General features: G+C 64.0%; 14 protein-coding genes. 6 read left to right on the forward strand and 8 right to left on the reverse strand.

The features are described from left to right. Positions 1-67: 67 nt before the first annotated feature. The 8 genes from NP945_RS24995 to NP945_RS25030 all read right to left on the reverse strand — a co-directional run bounded on the left by NP945_RS24995 (position 68) and on the right by NP945_RS25030 (position 9,659). A complete protein-coding gene (locus NP945_RS24995) occupies positions 68-376 on the reverse strand; it encodes an NIPSNAP family protein (protein WP_127397458.1) in 309 nt (102 codons plus the stop codon). 54 nt (positions 377-430) lie between these two features. After that, complete coding sequence (locus NP945_RS25000; protein WP_256747823.1) at positions 431-1,669, reverse strand: MFS transporter; 1,239 nt, start codon at positions 1,667-1,669, stop codon at positions 431-433. A 463-nt stretch (positions 1,670-2,132) separates the two neighbouring features. Beyond that, complete coding sequence (locus NP945_RS25005; RefSeq protein ID WP_256747824.1) at positions 2,133-3,233, reverse strand: pyridoxal phosphate-dependent aminotransferase; 1,101 nt, start codon at positions 3,231-3,233, stop codon at positions 2,133-2,135. A 120-nt stretch (positions 3,234-3,353) separates the two neighbouring features. After that, entirely contained in the window at positions 3,354-3,815 is a 462-nt protein-coding gene (locus tag NP945_RS25010) for a MucR family transcriptional regulator (protein ID WP_127270031.1), read from the reverse strand. Positions 3,816-4,030: 215 nt separating this feature from the next. Further along, entirely contained in the window at positions 4,031-4,750 is a 720-nt protein-coding gene (locus NP945_RS25015; protein WP_256747825.1) for an ROK family protein, read from the reverse strand. A 12-nt stretch (positions 4,751-4,762) separates the two neighbouring features. Continuing rightward, positions 4,763-6,139 (reverse strand): glucose-6-phosphate dehydrogenase, encoded by a 1,377-nt coding sequence (gene zwf / locus NP945_RS25020; RefSeq protein WP_127318786.1) that lies wholly within the window; start codon positions 6,137-6,139, stop codon positions 4,763-4,765. A gap of 22 nt (positions 6,140-6,161) precedes the next feature. Further along, positions 6,162-7,175, reverse strand: coding sequence for a phosphogluconate dehydrogenase (NAD(+)-dependent, decarboxylating) (gene gnd, locus NP945_RS25025; RefSeq protein ID WP_256747826.1), 1,014 nt, complete (start codon positions 7,173-7,175; stop codon positions 6,162-6,164). A gap of 63 nt (positions 7,176-7,238) precedes the next feature. Next, positions 7,239-9,659, reverse strand: coding sequence for a glucan 1,4-alpha-glucosidase (locus tag NP945_RS25030; protein WP_256747827.1), 2,421 nt, complete (start codon positions 9,657-9,659; stop codon positions 7,239-7,241). Between the two features lie 331 nt (positions 9,660-9,990). On the opposite strand from NP945_RS25030, the gene NP945_RS25035 reads away from it, so the two are divergent. The 6 genes from NP945_RS25035 (at position 9,991) to NP945_RS25060 (ending at position 16,785) form a co-directional block, all read left to right on the forward strand. Next, positions 9,991-11,265 carry a histidine kinase gene (locus NP945_RS25035; protein WP_256747828.1) on the forward strand — a complete coding sequence of 425 codons (1,275 nt, stop codon included), beginning with the start codon at positions 9,991-9,993 and terminating at the stop codon, positions 11,263-11,265. Beyond that, positions 11,265-11,987: a response regulator transcription factor gene (locus tag NP945_RS25040; protein WP_256747829.1), complete on the forward strand. Its 723-nt coding sequence runs from the start codon at positions 11,265-11,267 to the stop codon at positions 11,985-11,987. Before NP945_RS25035 ends, NP945_RS25040 begins: the two co-directional genes overlap by 1 nt. Positions 11,988-12,101: 114 nt before the next feature. Beyond that, on the forward strand, positions 12,102-13,070 hold the full coding sequence (locus NP945_RS25045; RefSeq protein ID WP_372337988.1) for a YihY/virulence factor BrkB family protein: 969 nt from the start codon (positions 12,102-12,104) through the stop codon (positions 13,068-13,070). A gap of 195 nt (positions 13,071-13,265) precedes the next feature. Further along, a complete protein-coding gene (locus NP945_RS25050) occupies positions 13,266-14,156 on the forward strand; it encodes an SMP-30/gluconolactonase/LRE family protein (RefSeq protein ID WP_256747831.1) in 891 nt (296 codons plus the stop codon). 96 nt (positions 14,157-14,252) lie between these two features. Next, the gene (locus NP945_RS25055; RefSeq protein ID WP_023811211.1) at positions 14,253-15,266 is read left to right on the forward strand and encodes an ABC transporter substrate-binding protein; all 1,014 of its coding nucleotides are present in this window, start codon (positions 14,253-14,255) and stop codon (positions 15,264-15,266) included. A 49-nt stretch (positions 15,267-15,315) separates the two neighbouring features. After that, positions 15,316-16,785: a sugar ABC transporter ATP-binding protein gene (locus NP945_RS25060; RefSeq protein ID WP_256747832.1), complete on the forward strand. Its 1,470-nt coding sequence runs from the start codon at positions 15,316-15,318 to the stop codon at positions 16,783-16,785.

The raw sequence follows: 16,785 nt of genomic DNA on the forward strand, positions 1-16,785 counted from the left end.
GGGAAAACGACATGCATAAAACAAGACCTAAAGCGCGGCGCGTGAATCTGTTTCGACGCGACGCGCTTTAAGGTTCGAGCACAGGCCGCAGGAAGCTGCGCTCGTAGCTGAGAATGCTGCGATTGCGTTTTTCCATTTCAAACACTTCCTGGCATTCCGGGTCGGCAGCCATACGCTTGCGATAGTCCTCGTAGTCGGCAAGGCTCGGAAAGCTGAACATGGCAAAAGCGATATTGCTCGCCCCCTCGCTCGGAAGGAAATAGCCGTGATGGTTTCCGCCGAGGCGGTTGACCAGAGCTATCCAGCGACGGCCATAATCTTCGAACTCGGCAAGCTTGTAGGGGTCGATGACATATTTCAGGTAGCAAGTGATCATGAGAGCTCCTGTGGCATGGGGGCGGGGCATTTTGGCTTGTCAACTGGAGGAAGATCAGTTGCGTCCGTCGAGATGGCGCACCTTGCGCAGTTGCGGGAACAGCACCATCCACAGGCCCGCGACGGCGATGGCGCCGATGCCGCCGATCACCACGGCCGGCACCGAGCCGATCAGTGCGGCCATCGTGCCGGCGCGGAATTCGCCGACCTCGTTGGAGGCGCCGACAAAGACCTGGTTGACGGCGTTGACGCGGCCGCGCACCTCGTCGGGCGTCCACAGCTGAATTAGCGTTTCCCTGATGTAGACGCTGAACATATCGGTGGCGCCAAGGAAGACCAGCGCCACGATCGACAGCCAGGTGATGGTGGAAAGGCCGAACAGCACGGTGAAGGCGCCGAACGAGGCGGCGGCGACCAGCATGATCATGCCCGCGTGGTTGCGAAGCGGATGCCCGGCCAGCCAGATGGCGACGCAAATGGCGCCGATGCTGGGCGCCGAGCGCAGCAGGCCGAGGCCCCAGGGGCCGAGCTGGAGGATGTCGCGCGCATAGACCGGCAGCAGCGCCGAGGCGCCGGACAGGAGCACGGCGAACAGATCGAGCGAGATGGCGCCGAGCACGATCTTCTCGCTCCAGATGTAGCTGAACCCGCCGAGCAGGTGCTGCATCGTCGGCTTTTCCGACTCGGTCCGCTGCGACGGCTTCGGGATGGTGAAGATCAGCAGCCCGGACACGAGCATCAGGACGGCCGCGGTTCCGTAGGCCGCTTCCGGCGACACGCCGTAGAGCAGGCCGCCGGCGACCGGTCCGACGATGGTCGCCGTCTGCCAGGCCGATGAATTCCAGGCGATGGCGTTGGCGAAATCCTGAGGCGGCACCAGATTGGCGAACAGCGAGGCGGAGGCCGGACCGAAAAAGGCGCGGGCGACGCCGAACATGGCAAGCACGCAGAAGATCGGCAGCGGCCCGCTGATACCGCGCAGCGTCAGGAACAGCAGCGCCAGCGCGCACATCGCCTCCACCACGACCGCCAGCGCCATGATCAGGCGGCGGCCGAAGCGATCAGCGACGACGCCGGTGACCAGGACCAGAAGCAGCGACGGCAGGAACTGGACGATGCCGACCAGGCCGAGATCGAGCGGGTCACGGGTCAAATCGTACATCTGCCAGCCGACCGCGACGGACACGATCATGGTGGCGAATGTGGTGAGGAAACGCGCCGCCCAATAGCTCAGGAAGGACCGATGGCGGAACGCGGCATAGCGCTGGTCCGGCGATATCTGTTCTGCTGTCATGATTTAAGAGGCCCCGTTCGAATGGCATCAGCTGGCGGGGCACTTCCACGATGGGCGCTGGTCCGGCTGGCGGAACTTTTAGCTCAGTTCGCAGCGGATATGCGTCAAAATCAGTGCTGGATCAAGGAATTTTCAGCCTAAAGCGCGTCGCGACTTTTGAGCGAGATGCATTAGCGCTACTGCGTCATGAGTTTCTGGCCGAACGCGGCAATCGTTGACGTTGGCGCTGCCCCTCACTGTCCTGCCGGACATCCTATAGTGACGGGGAGAGAGGGGCGGGCGGCGACGCCGGCATTTCTCCCGCAACGCTGGAGATTGGCGAAATCGCCGATGACAGCACCCCTCTCCCCGTCACTATACGGGGAGAGGATGCCGGCAGGCAGGTGAGGGGCGGCGCAGACGCTGGCCACTATGAACGGTCGCTGTGACGCAGTAGCATCAACCGGTCGCTGGCACGGGAAACTTACTGCCGCAGCGCGACGGAAATGGCGTCGAGGCCGCCACGCAATTCGGCTTCCGTCGGCCAGCCAAAGCCGACGCGGAAGAAGCGTTTTTCCATCTCGAACCAGTGGCCGGGTCCGACATAGGTGCCGTGGTTTTCCAGCAGGTTCACATAGAACCGGTCGAGGTCGAAGCCGGGTTCGACATTGAGGCGCGGGAAGCCGACGACGCCACCTTCGGGCCGCACCCAGTCGACCAGCGGTTCGCGATCGATCCAGGCCTGGACGATGTCGCGGCGCCCCGCCATTTCGGGCAGCAGCGTCGCCAGGAAAGCGTCCCGGCGTTCGAGCATGCCGCGGGCAATGCCTTCGTCGATGACGCTGCCGCAGATGCCGATCTGTTCCTTGGCGGCGAGGAATTTCTCTTGAAGCTCAGCGTCCCGGGTGATCAGCCAACCGATGCGGATGCCGGGAATGCCGAAGGCCTTGGACAATGACGAGACGCTGATCGCTCTCGGGCTCAGTGAGGCAGCCGTCGGCAGCCGCCGGCCGTAGGAAAGGTCGCGATAGGTCTCGTCGACCAGCAGACGGCAGTTGCTGCTTTCGGCAAGCGCCACCAGCGCATCGAGCTCGGTTCGGCTCATCATCGTGCCGGTCGGGTTGTGCGGGCAGGTGACGCTGATCAGCTTCGTGTCCGGCCGCAGCGCCGCCTTGACGCGTTCGACATCGATGGCGAAGCCTTCCTCGAAGGCCAGGTCGACAAAGCTGATGGCGCAGCCGATCGCCCTTGGGGTTTCGATGTTGGTGGCGTAGTTGGGCCTGATGACGACGAGATGGTCATTGGCCGACAAGAGCGAGGTCGAGATGATGAACAGCGCGCCCGCGGCACCGGCAGTGACCAGGACATCATCCGGCGAAATGCCGGCACCCTGCGCCGAGATCAGGGCTCGCAACTGCTTGTCGCCGCGATGCTCGCCATAGAAAAGCGTGAGATCAGGCAGCGACAGGCCGATGTCGGAGAGCTTCTGGTCGGCGATCGAACTTTCCGAAAGATTGTAGCGGATACGGTCATAGCCATATTCTTCCGGCGCTTCTTTCTCGATCACCATCCTGGTGTAGTTCATGGCTTCCCCCAAAGACCTTGCCCGGCCCATCCAAGCCATAAAAATAGGAAGCCTGCCAAGGCGGATTCGCCGGCAGGCTTCTGTTCCAGTCGTCCTAACTGTTGACTCAGGACTGAATATTCAGGCCGAGGCCTTGGCCTTCCTGCCCTTGGCGGGTGCCTTCACGGGGGCAGCCTTGCGGCCGAGGCCGATGGATTTAGCCAGCAGCGAACGCGAGGCCGCGTAGTTGGGAGCGACCATCGGATAGTCCGACGGCAAGCCCCATTTGGCGCGATAGGCGTCCGGTGTCAGGCCGAAATGCACGCCCAGGTGACGCTTCAGCGATTTGAACTTCTTGCCGTCTTCGAGGCAGATGATGAAATCGGGTGTCACCGACTTCTTGGGGTTGACCGCCGGGACCAGGGGGGCAGCCACCGGGACCGCAGGCTTGCCGAGCGCGTTTATCGAGGCGCTGACGCTGGCGATGAGGTCGGCCAGGCCGGAGGCGGGCAAGCGGTTCTTCTCGACGTAAGCGGACACGATGTGGGCGGTCAGCTCGAGCAGATCGATGTCTTTACGGGCACTGTTGCTATCGTCGGTCACTCTATTTCTCCGTCTACAGCGAATGACCTGAAAATCGGATTCGACTTCCGGAAAGGATCATGCGCGAAATCAAAATGCTATGGCGTCCTTCGTGCGTCCACGGGACGAATGGCGTTGGTGTAGCGCGGAATTCCTAGTCGGCAAATCTGCGTATTGCAACGACTTGATGTCAGGTCACACGTTATTTTGAACAACTATATTAAACAATAACAGTATCAGACTATCAGCGCTTTGTCGCGCCACAAACGAAACCCGCCTTCGAAGGCGCGTGTGTTGTCGCCGCGCCTGGAGTCGGTGGGCAATTCATCGAGCTTGTCGACGTTGCCGCCGCCAATCACGACATAGTCCGGCTGCATGGCGGCACGGAGCCGGTCGACGACGTCGAAGACGTATTTGCGCCATTTCTTCTTGCCGCGCTTTTCCAGGCCGCGTTCGCCGACATAATCCTCGAAACTCCTGCCCTTCTTGTAGGGCAAATGCGCGAGTTCCATCGGTTGGGCGACGTTGTCGGCAATCATCGCCGCACCGAGACCGGTGCCGAGCCCGAGGAACAGCATGCGCCCGCCCTCGTAGCTGCCGATGGCCTGCATCAGCGCATCATTTACCACTTTCACCGGTTTGCCGAACGCGCCCGCAAAGTCGAATCCAGCCCAGCCCTTGCCGAGATTGGCGGGGTCGGCGAGCGGCCTGTTGTGATTGACCGGGCCGGGATAGCCCATCGAGACGACGTCGTAGGACAGGCCTTCGGCGAGCTTGTTGACCACGTCGATCATCTGCTGCGGCGTCAGGTCCGGCCCCGAATCGGCGCGGCGCTCCTCGCCGCCGGCGCTGGTGAGGATCTTGACGTGCGAGCCGCCGATGTCGATCGTGAGCACGATTTTTTCAGTGTCCGGCTTTCCGGTGCCCGATGCTGGTTGCTTCACCGCCTTGGCCATCGTGTGGTCCTCTCACTTCACCGGATCGATCCAGCCATTGGGCGGCCCGAACCCGGCCATGACGTCCGCGGGTCCCCATGTGAGCGGCTCGTAGAGGTGCGGCGGCGTGGTGTCGCCAAGCACCGGGCCGACGATGCGCCAGGCCAGTTCGCTGGCGTCCTGGCGGGTGAACAACTGCCCGTTGCCGTTCATGGCGTCGCCGATCAAGCGCTCATAGGGCGGCATGTCGCCCTTCGAATCGTCGAGCGCCGTCAGTTCGACCTGCTCGCCGATCATGTCGTCGCCCGGCGCCTTGCGCTGTGCGCCGATGGCGATCACCACCTGTGGGTCGATGCGGAAGCGGACGTAGTTCTGGTCGGCGGGCTTGATCGGGTCGAAGACATCGAGCGGCGGCCGCTTCAGCCGCACCACCACTTCGGTGACATGCACCGGCATGTTCTTGCCGGCGCGGATGAAAAACGGCACGTCCTGCCAGCGCCAGGTGTCGACGAAGAAACGCACCGCCGCGAAGGTCTCGACGGGCGAGTTCGGCGCCACACCCGGTTCGGCGAGATAGCCGGTGAACTGGCCACGCACGACATCGTCTTTTGTCAGCGTCCTGATCGCGCGCAGCACTTGCACCTTCTCATCGATCAGGTCGTCGGCGGAACGGCCGACAGGCGGCTCCATGGCAAGCAGCAACAGGATGTTGAGCAGATGGTTCTCGATGACGTCCCTGATGCAGCCGACATCGTCATAGAAGCGGCCACGTCCCTCGACGCCGAAATCCTCGGCCATGGTGATCTGCACGCTTTCGACGTAGTTGCGGTTCCAGATCGGCTCGAGCAGCGAATTGGCGAAGCGGAAATAGAGCAGGTTCTGGATCGCTTCCTTGCCCAGGTAATGGTCGATACGGAAGATCGACTGTTCGTCGAACACCAGATGCAGGACCCGGTTCAGCCAGCGCGCCGATTGCAGATCGTGACCGAAGGGTTTTTCCACCATCAGCCGCGCGCCATGCGCCGTGCCCGATTGCTCCAGCCCCTGGACGACGGTCTCGAACATGGTCGGCGGCACCGCCATGTAGTGCAGCGGCCGCTGTGCGGTGCCGAGAGCGCTCTTCAGTTTCTCGAACGTCGCTCCATCGCGGTAGTCGCCGCTGACGTAGCGCAGCAGCGAAGCGAATTTGGCGAACGCTTTCTCGTCGATCTTGCCGAGCGCATTGACGATGCCGTCGCGGGCGCGCGCCTGCAACTGCTTGAGGTCCCAGGCGTCGAAGGCGACGCCGATCACCGGCTCGGTGAGCGTGCCCTTGGCGACCATCTGGTAAAGGGCTGGAAATATCTTCTTGTGGGCGAGGTCGCCGGTGGCCCCGAAGAGCACCAGCGTGTCGGACCGTTCCTGGCTCATGCGCGTGTCTCTCCCAGTGTCCTCACTTGCCGGCCTTCGGCTTCTCGACATGGCCGCCAAAGGCATAGCGCATGGCGGAGAGCAGCTTGTCGGCGAATTCGGATTCGCCCTGCGAGGAGAAGCGGTCGAACAGTGCCGAGGACAGCACCGGAGCCGGCACGCCGGTGTCGATCGCCGCCTTCAGCGTCCAGCGCCCTTCGCCGGAATCCGAAACGCGGCCGCCGAAATTCACCAGGCCCGGATCGCTTTTCAACGCGCCGGCCGTCAGGTCGAGCAGCCAGGAGCCGATAACGCTGCCATGCCGCCAGACCTCGGCCACCTGGGGAAGGTCGATGTCGAACTGGTAGTATTGCGGGTTTTCCAGCGGACTGGTCTCGGCGTCCGCCGTCCGTTGCCGCTTGCCGGCATTGGCCGACTTCAGGATGTTCATGCCTTCGGCATAGGCGGCCATGACGCCATATTCGATGCCGTTGTGCACCATCTTGACGAAGTGGCCGGCACCGCTGGGTCCGCAATGCAGATAGCCGAAGGGCGCGGTGCCGGCATCCCCAGGCGGATTGGAGCCGGCATCGGCGCCCGGTGCCAGCGTGGCGAAGATCGAATCGAGGTGCTGCACCGCCACGTCGGGGCCGCCGATCATCAGGCAGTAGCCACGCTCCAGGCCCCAGACGCCGCCGCTGGTGCCGACATCGACAAGATGGATACCCTTGCCGGCCAGTTTCGCGGCCTGGTCGACGGCGTCGTGGTAGTAGGAATTGCCGCCGTCGATGACGAGGTCGCCGGGTTCCATCAGGGCCGCCACCTGGTCGATGATCCTGCCGGTGATCGCCGCCGGCAGCATCAGCCACACACAGCGCGGCTTGGCCAGCTTGCCGACGAATTCTTCCATCGAGGCCGCCCCTGACGCGCCGTCGGTCACCAGGGCGGCGACGCTGGCCGGGTTGATGTCGTAGACGACGCATTCGTGGCCGTCGCGCATCAGGCGCCGGACCATGTTGGCGCCCATCCGGCCCAGTCCCATCATTCCGATCTGCATGGTTTCGTCCCTGTTTTCTACGAGATTTGCGGGGTTATCGAGGGAAGGTCTACTGGCTGTGATCTACTGGCCATTTTGGTCGCCCGATATGACGGAGAAGTCGACATTCTCCCAATCGCCGGTCCCGGGCCAGAAAAAAGTGAAGAGCAGCGTGCTTCCCTCGGGGAGGCTTGCCGCAGGCAGATCGGCAAGATGGATGCCGAAGGCGTTCTCCACCGTATGGCTGTCGTGGGTGGTCGCCCAGTTGTCGGTGCTCCAGTGGACCGTAGCCGGGTCCAACAATTCGACGCGCAACGTCTTGCCCTCCGGCATGGTGCGGATCTTGTTGTTGAACCGCCAGGTTCTGAACGGCGATACGGTCTTGTCCTCGATATAGCGCTTGACGCCTTGCGGCGGCATGTCGAAGACCGCGCCGTCGCGCAGCGAGCGCAGCAGCTTGATATGCTCCGAATGCGCCCAGACCAGCGGCATGGCGCTGCCCGAGGGTCGGCCGTGCAGCAGTTCGCGCTCCGGCAGATCGGCGCCGTCCCAGACCTGCTCCGGCAATAGGCCGCCCGGCCCGGCCGAGCCTTCCAGCGCTGCCAGCAGGCTGGCTGCCTTTTCCCTGCGCCCCGCCGCCAGCTCATAGTGGGCACGTTCGCCGGCCAGCAGCGGCCAGGAGCGACCCTGGCCGGTGCCGTCGAACGGTGCGCCGTCTTCATGCTCGCCGTAGCCATCGCCGTTGTAGCGATACCAGAGCGGCCCTTGCGGCAGATCGCAGCGCAATTGCGCGTCGATGACCTTGACCGTGTCTGTCATGCGCGGATCGTCGGCCGCCCGCAGACCGAAGCGGACAAGTGCCAGCGCATCCGGGCTGACGATTTCCTCGGGCGGCCGGTCGGTGTCGCCGGGCGGCCGGTTCTTGATCGGGACATAGCCGTCCTTCGGCGAACCGGCCTCGGCGCTGTCGGGTGGTGCTATGCGGACATAGTAGCCTTCGACGCCGACTTGACTGCAGATCGCCGTGCCGGTGACGTAGGTCCAGCGCTCGACCTGGTCGTTCCAGACGTCTGATGTCTCGCGCAGATAGGTCGCGGCGTCTGTCTTGCCGCAGGCGTCGAGCAGGTCTGCCGCGGCAAGCAGTGCGGCGATTTCGACGGCGAGCGTGAACGGGCTGTAGCCGGCATCCTCTTCCCAGCGGTCCTCGCCGGTGACGGGCCCGTTGCGCACGACATAGCCGGCGGCGCGCTCGATCATCGGCAGGAAGGTCATGAGCCTGGCGCGGGGCAAATGGCCGGCGCGGCGCAAAGCGTCGGCCAGCAGCAGCGGAAAGGCGCATTCGTCCATCTGGATGCCGGGCCAATAGGCCGATCCGTCGAGCCAGGCGTTCTGCGGCCAATGGCCGTCCGGCTGCTGGATGGAGCTGAGGTAATCGAGGATTTGCAGGGCCGAGGCAGCATCGCCGGCAGCAAGAAAGCCGCCCGCCGTCTCGACCAGATCGCGCGGCCAGACCAGATGGTAGCCGCCGAGGTCGTCGTCACCCTTGTTGAAGCCCCACGGGATCGACAGGCTGGCGACCGCGGCGCCTGGTGTCGCGATCGACCGGTGCGTCGCCAGTACCGCGGTGCTGGTGCGATAGCTGTTGATACCCGATGATGCCGTGTGTCGATCTAGCGGCAGCAGGCCAGTCTGCCATTGGCGCCAGTTCTGGAGGTAGGATTTCGCTGCGGGTTCAAAACCCTGCTTCAGGCTGGCGAAAGCATGTTCCGCGGCCTCGTCAGGCGTCGCGCCGAACCCAAGCGCCAGCAAGGCCTTGGTCTCTGTGGCGGAAAAGCCGATCTCGCCCGTCAGCGCAACATTGCCGTCCTCGGCCCGCTGGTACGCAGCGTCGAGCTCACCTGTATTGTGGAGTTGCTGCCAACCGTCGGAAAAGCCGACATAGCCGGCCGAACCGGTTCGCCAGGGCAGCGACGAGGCCAGCGCCAGGCAAGAGCCGCGCCCCGAGGCGAACAGCATGGGCTTTCCCTCGTGCTCGCCGACCCAGGCGGTGTTGCCCATGCCGGCATTGACCAGATGCGGCGCCAGAAGCGCGTAGACGCGGTAGTCACCGGGCACCCCTTTCAGCGCCGTGAAGGTGATTTCCTGCAGCAGCGCCGGGCGCTCCGGGTCGGCGAGGATACGCTTTTCGATCCGCCAGGCGCCGTCATTCGCCGTATTGGCCAGCCTGTAGGCGGGCACGCCGTCCTCGAACGGTTCGATCGTATGCCCGGCATCGCGTTTCTCTTCCGAAAAATAGCCGCCGGGACCGGTGACGATCAAGCCGAGGTCGCGGGTGCAGGCGCTGTCGACGCGCGGATAGTAGACTTCGTTGAGGATGCCGTGGCTGATCGTAAACCAGATCCGGCCGGCCGGCGAAAGCGACGTTCCGACGCCACTCTTGGCGCTTGATGTCCAGCGCGCCGGGATCCCCGGGGCGCCCGGAGCAACGTTTTGCGTCACTGGCATTCTGTTTCGCTCTCCTGGCCTCCTCCCTAGACCAGGACGCGAACCCTTTACAATCATTGCACCGCAAGTTGATCGGCCGGTACAACGGCAGGGCAACGAACTCGGGCTGACGGGTTTCTTCGGAGCCTTCGCCCGCCATTGGCTGACGGAGCATCAAGCGAACAACCCGCCTGTGCGGCGGGTCACTGGCGCAAATCAGCACCATGGACAAAAATGTACCATAGCTGAGGTCACCGAGTCAAGAAAAAATTCCTATAGTCAACGGCGCCGTCGTTGACAGCGGCGGCGGCATGCGTCCACTATTTCGCGGCACGGGAGGATCGTGAAAGCAATGGCGGAAGTGTCCCTGGTCCTGATCGACCGGCTGCTGGCGATATCGCGGGCGCTTGCCGGCCATATTGATCCCGGCACGGCGTTCCGCGCGACCGCCATCGAGATCGGCACGCTCATCCCGCACGACCATATCGATCTGGCTGTGCTGTCTCACGATGGGCGCATGCATGCCTGCTACGAAGCCGGTTTCCACACCAGTTGGAGCGAGCTCGCCCAGCATCCGGTGGAAGGCAGTCCGATTCGCTTCGTGTTGTGGGGCAAGACGCCTTACCTGTTGTCGGACAACGCGCTTGTCGACGACCGTTTTCATTTTGCCGGCGCTTTCGACGAGCCGATTTTCGCGGCCAAGCTGCGCAGCCGCATCATCGTGCCGCTCAGGGCGCGCGGTAGCGTCATCGGCGCGCTCAACATCAGCCGGCACGAAATCGGCTGCTACACGCTTGCCGATGTCGCGGTCGCCCAGCAATGCGCCGATCTGATCGCGCCCTATATCTTCGCGCTGATCCAGACCGAGGAGGCGCGCCGCGCCATGCTGGCCGAGAGCGAGGCGCGCAACCGCGTCGAACTGCTGCGCGTCGGCGCCTCGCAATTGACCGAGGGCATGGAGCGCGAACGCCGCCGCATGGCCATGGACCTGCACGACCAGACGCTTGCCGATCTCGCCCGCATCGCGCGCCAGCTTTCGGCCTTGCGCGGCCAGGGCGTGGCGCGGGCCGCGCAGCTTGCCGACCTCGAGCAGGAGGTCGCCGGCTGCCTGACGGAACTGCGCCACATCGTCGACGCCATGCGGCCGAGCGTGCTCGAACTGTTCGGCCTGCGCGATGCGGTCGAAGCGCATCTCAACCGCAGTGTCAGCAAGGCCAAGCCGCCGATCGCCGTGCGCATCGCCGACACCAGCGACGGCGGCGCCGACAGTTTGCCGGAGCCAGTGCGGACCGCGCTCTACCGGATCGTGCAGGAAGCGATCAACAATGCCGTTCGCCATGCCGCTGCGCACCGCATCGACGTGCTGCTGGCGTCGACCGCGAGCGTGCTGCGGGTGATCGTGACGGATGACGGCCAGGGCTGCGGCACCGTCGACCCGGCTGCGTATGGCGGCATCGGCCATATGCACACGCGGGCAGCCCTTATCGGGGCGCGGCTGCGCATCGGCCAGGCCGGCCGCAAGAACGGCGGCACCCGTGTCGTCGTCGAGATCGACCGCCAGCCGTCGCGAGAATTGGCGGCGGCTGCAGCGGTGCCTGGCGAGTTCGCCGTATCGGAGGCCATGTGATGCTTGTGATGATCGCCGAGAATGACGGGCTGCACCGTAGCTTCGCGCGGCGGACGGTGGAGCAGCTGTGGCCCGGCGACGTCGAGGTGATCGAGGCGAGCGACGGCGAGGACGCCATCAACCTGGCGACTGAGCGCGAGCCACTGCATGTCGTGCTCGATTTGCAGATGCCCAAGGCGACCGGAATCGAAGTTGCCAAGGCGATCTGGAACCGTCGCGCCGGCACGCACATCCTGTTCTGGTCGAATTTCGCCGACGAAGCCTATGTGCGCGGCGTGGCGCGCATCGTGCCGCCCGGCTCGGTCTACGGCTATGTGCTCAAATCGGCGACGGAGGAGGGCATGCGGTCCGCCCTGCGCGGGGTTTTCCGCGAAGGCCACTGCATCATCGACCGCGAAATCCGCGGCATCCAGCACCGCGTGCAGGACAAGTTCGAGGGCATCACCGACGGCGAATATGAGAGCCTGATCGACATCGCGCTCGGCCTGACCGACCGGGCGATCGCGGCGCGGCGCGGCCTGTCGATCCGTGGTGCGCAGAGCCGCATCAAGCATGTCTATGACAAGCTCGGCATCGTGCCGGCGGACGACGGCGCCGGCGATGCTTCCGTGTTCAACTCGCGGACACGGGCGATCTATCTCGCCATGGCGCGTGGCCTGATCAACATCGACGCACTGCGCCGCGAACAGGACCGGCTCGATGCCTGGCTGGCGGAGCACTGAAACAGCGGCGGCCACGCCCCGGAACTTCGGAAGGTCAGGCGCATTGCTAGTGAACGCCAACTCAATGCCTGCGGACCCGAAGTGCTACCCTCAATCACAGATTCATGGCACCTGGTGCGTGAAAGCATAGTCGGCTTCATCAACGACAATGCGCTTAGCCATGGTGCTGCGATGGCTTTCTATGCCACCACCTCGCTGGCGCCGATCTTGCTGATCGTGGTTGCGATTGCTGGTCTCGTCTTCGGCCACGATGCCGCACAATTGGCCTTGTCCGCGCAGATATCAGGGCTCATGGGACCGGAAAGCGCCGATCTCCTGAAGACTGCGCTGGAAAGTGCATCCGGCAGCCTGTACGGCACCTGGGCCGCGATCATAGGGCTGGTCACCTTGCTGGTGTCCGCGTCTGGTGTCTTCGGCGAAATGCAGCAGTCGTTGAACACAATCTGGAAGATCGAACCGCAGGGCAACTCCCTGTCGCGTCTGGTGCGGGCGCGGGCCGCCAGCCTCGGGTTGGTGGCCGCACTCGGGTTCCTGTTGCTGGTCTCTCTCATCGCAAGCGCTGCGATTTCGGCACTGGGCGATTTCATCAACGCCCATCTGCCGTTTGGAACGATCATACTCAGCGGGATCAACGGCGTCGTTTCGTTTGCACTTATCTCCGTGATGTTTGCCGCCATTTACAAGGTTCTACCCGATCGAACCCTGGAATGGCGCGATGTGGCAATTGGCGCTATCGGGACCGCGGCCCTGTTCACACTGGGGAAATCGCTTATCGGCTGGTATATCGGCACCAGCGCGGTTGCGTCTTCGTATGGCGCCGCCGGCGGCCTGCTCGTCATACTGCTCTGGGTTTACTACTCGTCGGAAATTTTCCTCCTCGGTGCCGAGTTCACGCGCGCCTATTCCGTTCGGCACGGCAGCCGGTCCGATCTGAAAACCTTGGTTCACAGCCCTTTACCCGCGCAGCACGACTCGGCTCGAACACAACAGGAGTCCAACGCTGCAGGCGTGGTCGTGCTCGTGGCGGTGGCGTGCGCGAGCGCAACCTTGACCGCGCTTTTGCGGAGTGGTCGCCGGCCCTGATCTGACGTCGTCGCTATCCCGTGCTCGATAGGCACGGCCGACTGTGCAAACGCACAGTCGGCCGTGCGCTTTGACCCGTATCGGCTCGTCGGCACCGCGCCTACGCTCTGCCCCAACAAGAAGCCTATATCGGGAAGCGCTCATGCCATTTGTCACCATGCGGAGTAGCACGGCTGTTCGCGCCGGGAGCCGATGATGTCGGTGTCGGCGCGTGCGCGCCATTCCGGCTTCGACGATGTCGTCGGCGATGCGACCATCGAGACCCTGGCGAGCGGCTTCGGCTTCCTCGAAGGTCCGGTCTGGCACCCCTACGAAAAATGGCTGGTCTTTTCCGACATTCCGGAAAGCCGGATGTATCGCCGCAATGCCGAGGGTGAGATCGAGCTGTTCCGCGCGCCGAGCCACAAGGCCAATGGCAACACGCTGGACCGCCAGGGGCGGCTGGTCACCTGCGAGCACGCAACGAGCCGGGTGACCCGCGCCGAACCCAACGGCAGCGCGACGGTGCTTGCCACGCACTATCAGGGCAAGCAGCTCAACAGCCCGAACGACATCGTCGTTGCCACCGGCGGATCGATCTATTTCACCGATCCGGGCTATGGCCGGAGGGAATTCTATGGCGTGCCACGGCCACAGGACCTGCCGTTCCAGGGCGTCTACCGCATCGATGGCGATGGCGCCCGGCTGACATTGCTAGCTGACGATTTCGGGCAGCCGAACGGGCTTTGCTTTTCGCTGGACGAGTCGCGGCTGTTCATCAACGACACCGAACGCGGGCACGTCAGGGTGTTCGGCGTCGAAGCCAATGGCGACCTCAATGGCGGCGCGGTGTGGGCGGTGACCGAGGGCGAGGGGCCGGGAGCGCCCGACGGCATGAAGATCGACAGCCGCGGCAATCTCTACTGCACCGGACCCGGCGGCATCCACATTTTCGACGCGTCGGGCGCCCTTCTTGGCGTCATCCGAACGCCCGAAGATTGCGCGAATTTCACCTTCGGCGACGACGATTTGCAAAGCCTCTACATCACCGCGTCGACGTCGCTGTACCGGCTCAGGGTGCGCGTGCCGGGATTGAGACTGTTTTGAGCTCGCGACAATCCGTGCTCAAATCAGAGTTGGGAGTGAGGCCGGGGTCAAAGCCGGTGGGAATGCAGCAGTCAACACATCTGGGAGGATAACGACATGAAGAAACTGTTCGTTCTGGGCGCTCTGGCGGCAATGCTCGCCTCGGGCACGGCGCTGGCCGATACCAGTGGCAAGAAGATCGCTTTTTCCAACAATTATGCAGGCAATTCCTGGCGGCAGGCGATGCTCGACAGCTATGGCATCGTCACCAAGAAGGCGGTCGCCGACAAGATCGTCGGCGCGGCCGACATCTTCACCACCGCCGACAAGGAGGTGCCGACGCAGGCAGCACAGGTGCAGAACCTGATCCTGCAGGGCTATGACGCGATCGTCATCAACGCGGCCTCGCCGGATGCGCTCAACGGCGCCATCAAACAGGCCTGCGATGCCGGCATCGTCGTCGTCTCCTTCGACGGCACCGTGACCGAACCTTGCGCCTACCGTGTCGTCGTCGACTTCAAGGACATGGGCAAGCAGGAAATCGAGCAGATGGCCAAATTCCAGCCCAAGGGCGGCAATCTTCTGGAAATCCGTGGGCTTGCCGGGACCTCGATCGACGATGCCATCCATGCCGGCATCCTCGAAGGCGTCGCCGCCCATCCCGAGTTCAAGATCGTCGGTTCGGTGACCGGCGACTGGGACCAGACGACGGCGCAGAAAGCGGTGGCGACCATCCTGCCGTCGCTGCCCGACATCGTAGGCGTCGTCGACCAGGGCGGTGACGGTTACGGCGCGGCCCAGGCCTTCGCCGCCGCCGGCAAGCCGCGCCCGACCATCATCATGGGCAACCGCCAGGACGAGCTGCAGTGGTGGAAGGAGCAGAAGGACAAGGACGGCTACCAGACCTGGTCGGCTTCGATCGCGCCCGGCGTGTCGTCGCTCGCCTTCTGGGTGGCGCAGCAGGTGCTCGACGGCCGCACCGACATTCCGCACGATCTGCTGGTGCCGTATCTGGCCTTCACACAGGACGATTTCGAGGCCGAGCTGCCGAAGATCCCCAAGGGCGGCGTCGCCAGCCACGAATACACGCAGGAAGACGCGATCGCGGCCATCAAAGCCAACATCAAGTGAGCCTTGAACAAGCGTTGCCCTCCGGATCATCGAGCGGATATCGTTGAGCATGCCTGAAGGGAACGCTGACATCATCAGACTGAACGGCGCCGAAAAGCATTTCGGCGCCGTTCGCGCACTGGGTGGCGTGGATTTTCACGTCGGCCCCGGCGAGTGCGTTGGTCTCGTCGGCCACAATGGCGCCGGCAAATCGACGCTGATGCACATGGTCGCGGGCACGCTGGTGCCCGACAGCGGCAAGATCGGCGTGCATGGCGGCATCGAGGACAACTACTCGGTGTCGCGCGCGCAGCAACTCGGCATACGCTGCGTCTTCCAGGAACTGTCGCTGTGCCCCAATCTCAGCGTCGCCGAGAACACGCGCATCAACCACGCTTCGCTGCGCGGCTTTGGCTGGCGTCGCAAGGCGGCCGAGCTGATCGCTGCCAAGCTCGACGAGATCTTTCCGGGCCACAGCATTTCGGCGTCCGATATTGTCGGCGACCTGTCGATCGGCCGGCGCCAGATGGTGGAAGTGGCGCGCGCCTTCACCGTCACTCAGGATTGGCTCGACCTCGTCATCCTCGACGAGCCGACATCGTCGCTCGATGCGCATACGGCGGGCCAGCTGCTGGCCTTCGTGCGCCGCTTCGTCGCCGGCGGCAAAAGCTGCATCCTGATCTCGCATGTACTGGGTGAGGTGCTGCGCAACGCCGATCGCATCGTGGTGATGCGCGACGGCAAGGTGGTTGTCGCCGACGCCGCCAGTGCCTTCGACCGCGACCGGCTGGTGACGGCGATGGGCGGAGCGGAGGCGCGCCAGAAGATCGCGGCGCAAATCGCGGCTGCCAAGCCCGCCGCCAGTCCGCTACGGGTCCGGGCGCGGCCCGCCGCGCAGAAGGACGGCACCGACCTTGTCGCCTGTGCCGGGGAGATCATCGGCCTTGCCGGGCTGGCTGGCCATGGCCAGACCGACCTGCTGCTGGCGATCTTCACTGCTGCATCGCGCGCCAAGGCAGGCATCGAGGTGACGGCGCCGGTGGCGCTGGTCGCCGGCGACCGTCAGTCGGACGGCATTTTTCCGCAATGGTCGATCGCGCAGAATATCGGCATCCGCTCGCTGGCGCGGCTGCGCAGCGGGCTGCTGATCTCGCCGCAGCGCGAGGCCGAACTCGCTGCACTATGGCAGAAGAAGATCGGCATCCGCACGCCCGATATGAACAACAACATCTTCTCGCTGTCGGGCGGCAACCAGCAGAAGGCGCTGTTTGCCCGCGCGCTCGGCTCGGACGCGCAGATCGTGCTGATGGACGACCCGATGCGCGGCGTCGATATCGGCACTAAGCTGGAGGTCTATGACCTCGTGCGCGAAGAGGCTGCCCGAGGCCGCACCTTCCTCTGGTACACCACGGAAACCGAAGAGCTCGACAATTGCGATCACATCTATGTCTTCAAGAACGGCCGCATCGTCGCCAATCTGCGCCGCGACGAGTTGACCGAAGAGAAGATCATCCAGTCCTCCTTCGGCGATGCGGCCTGA

Origin of the sequence: Mesorhizobium sp. LMG17149, from assembly GCF_024518695.1 — a bacterium.
Classification (GTDB): domain Bacteria; phylum Pseudomonadota; class Alphaproteobacteria; order Rhizobiales; family Rhizobiaceae; genus Mesorhizobium.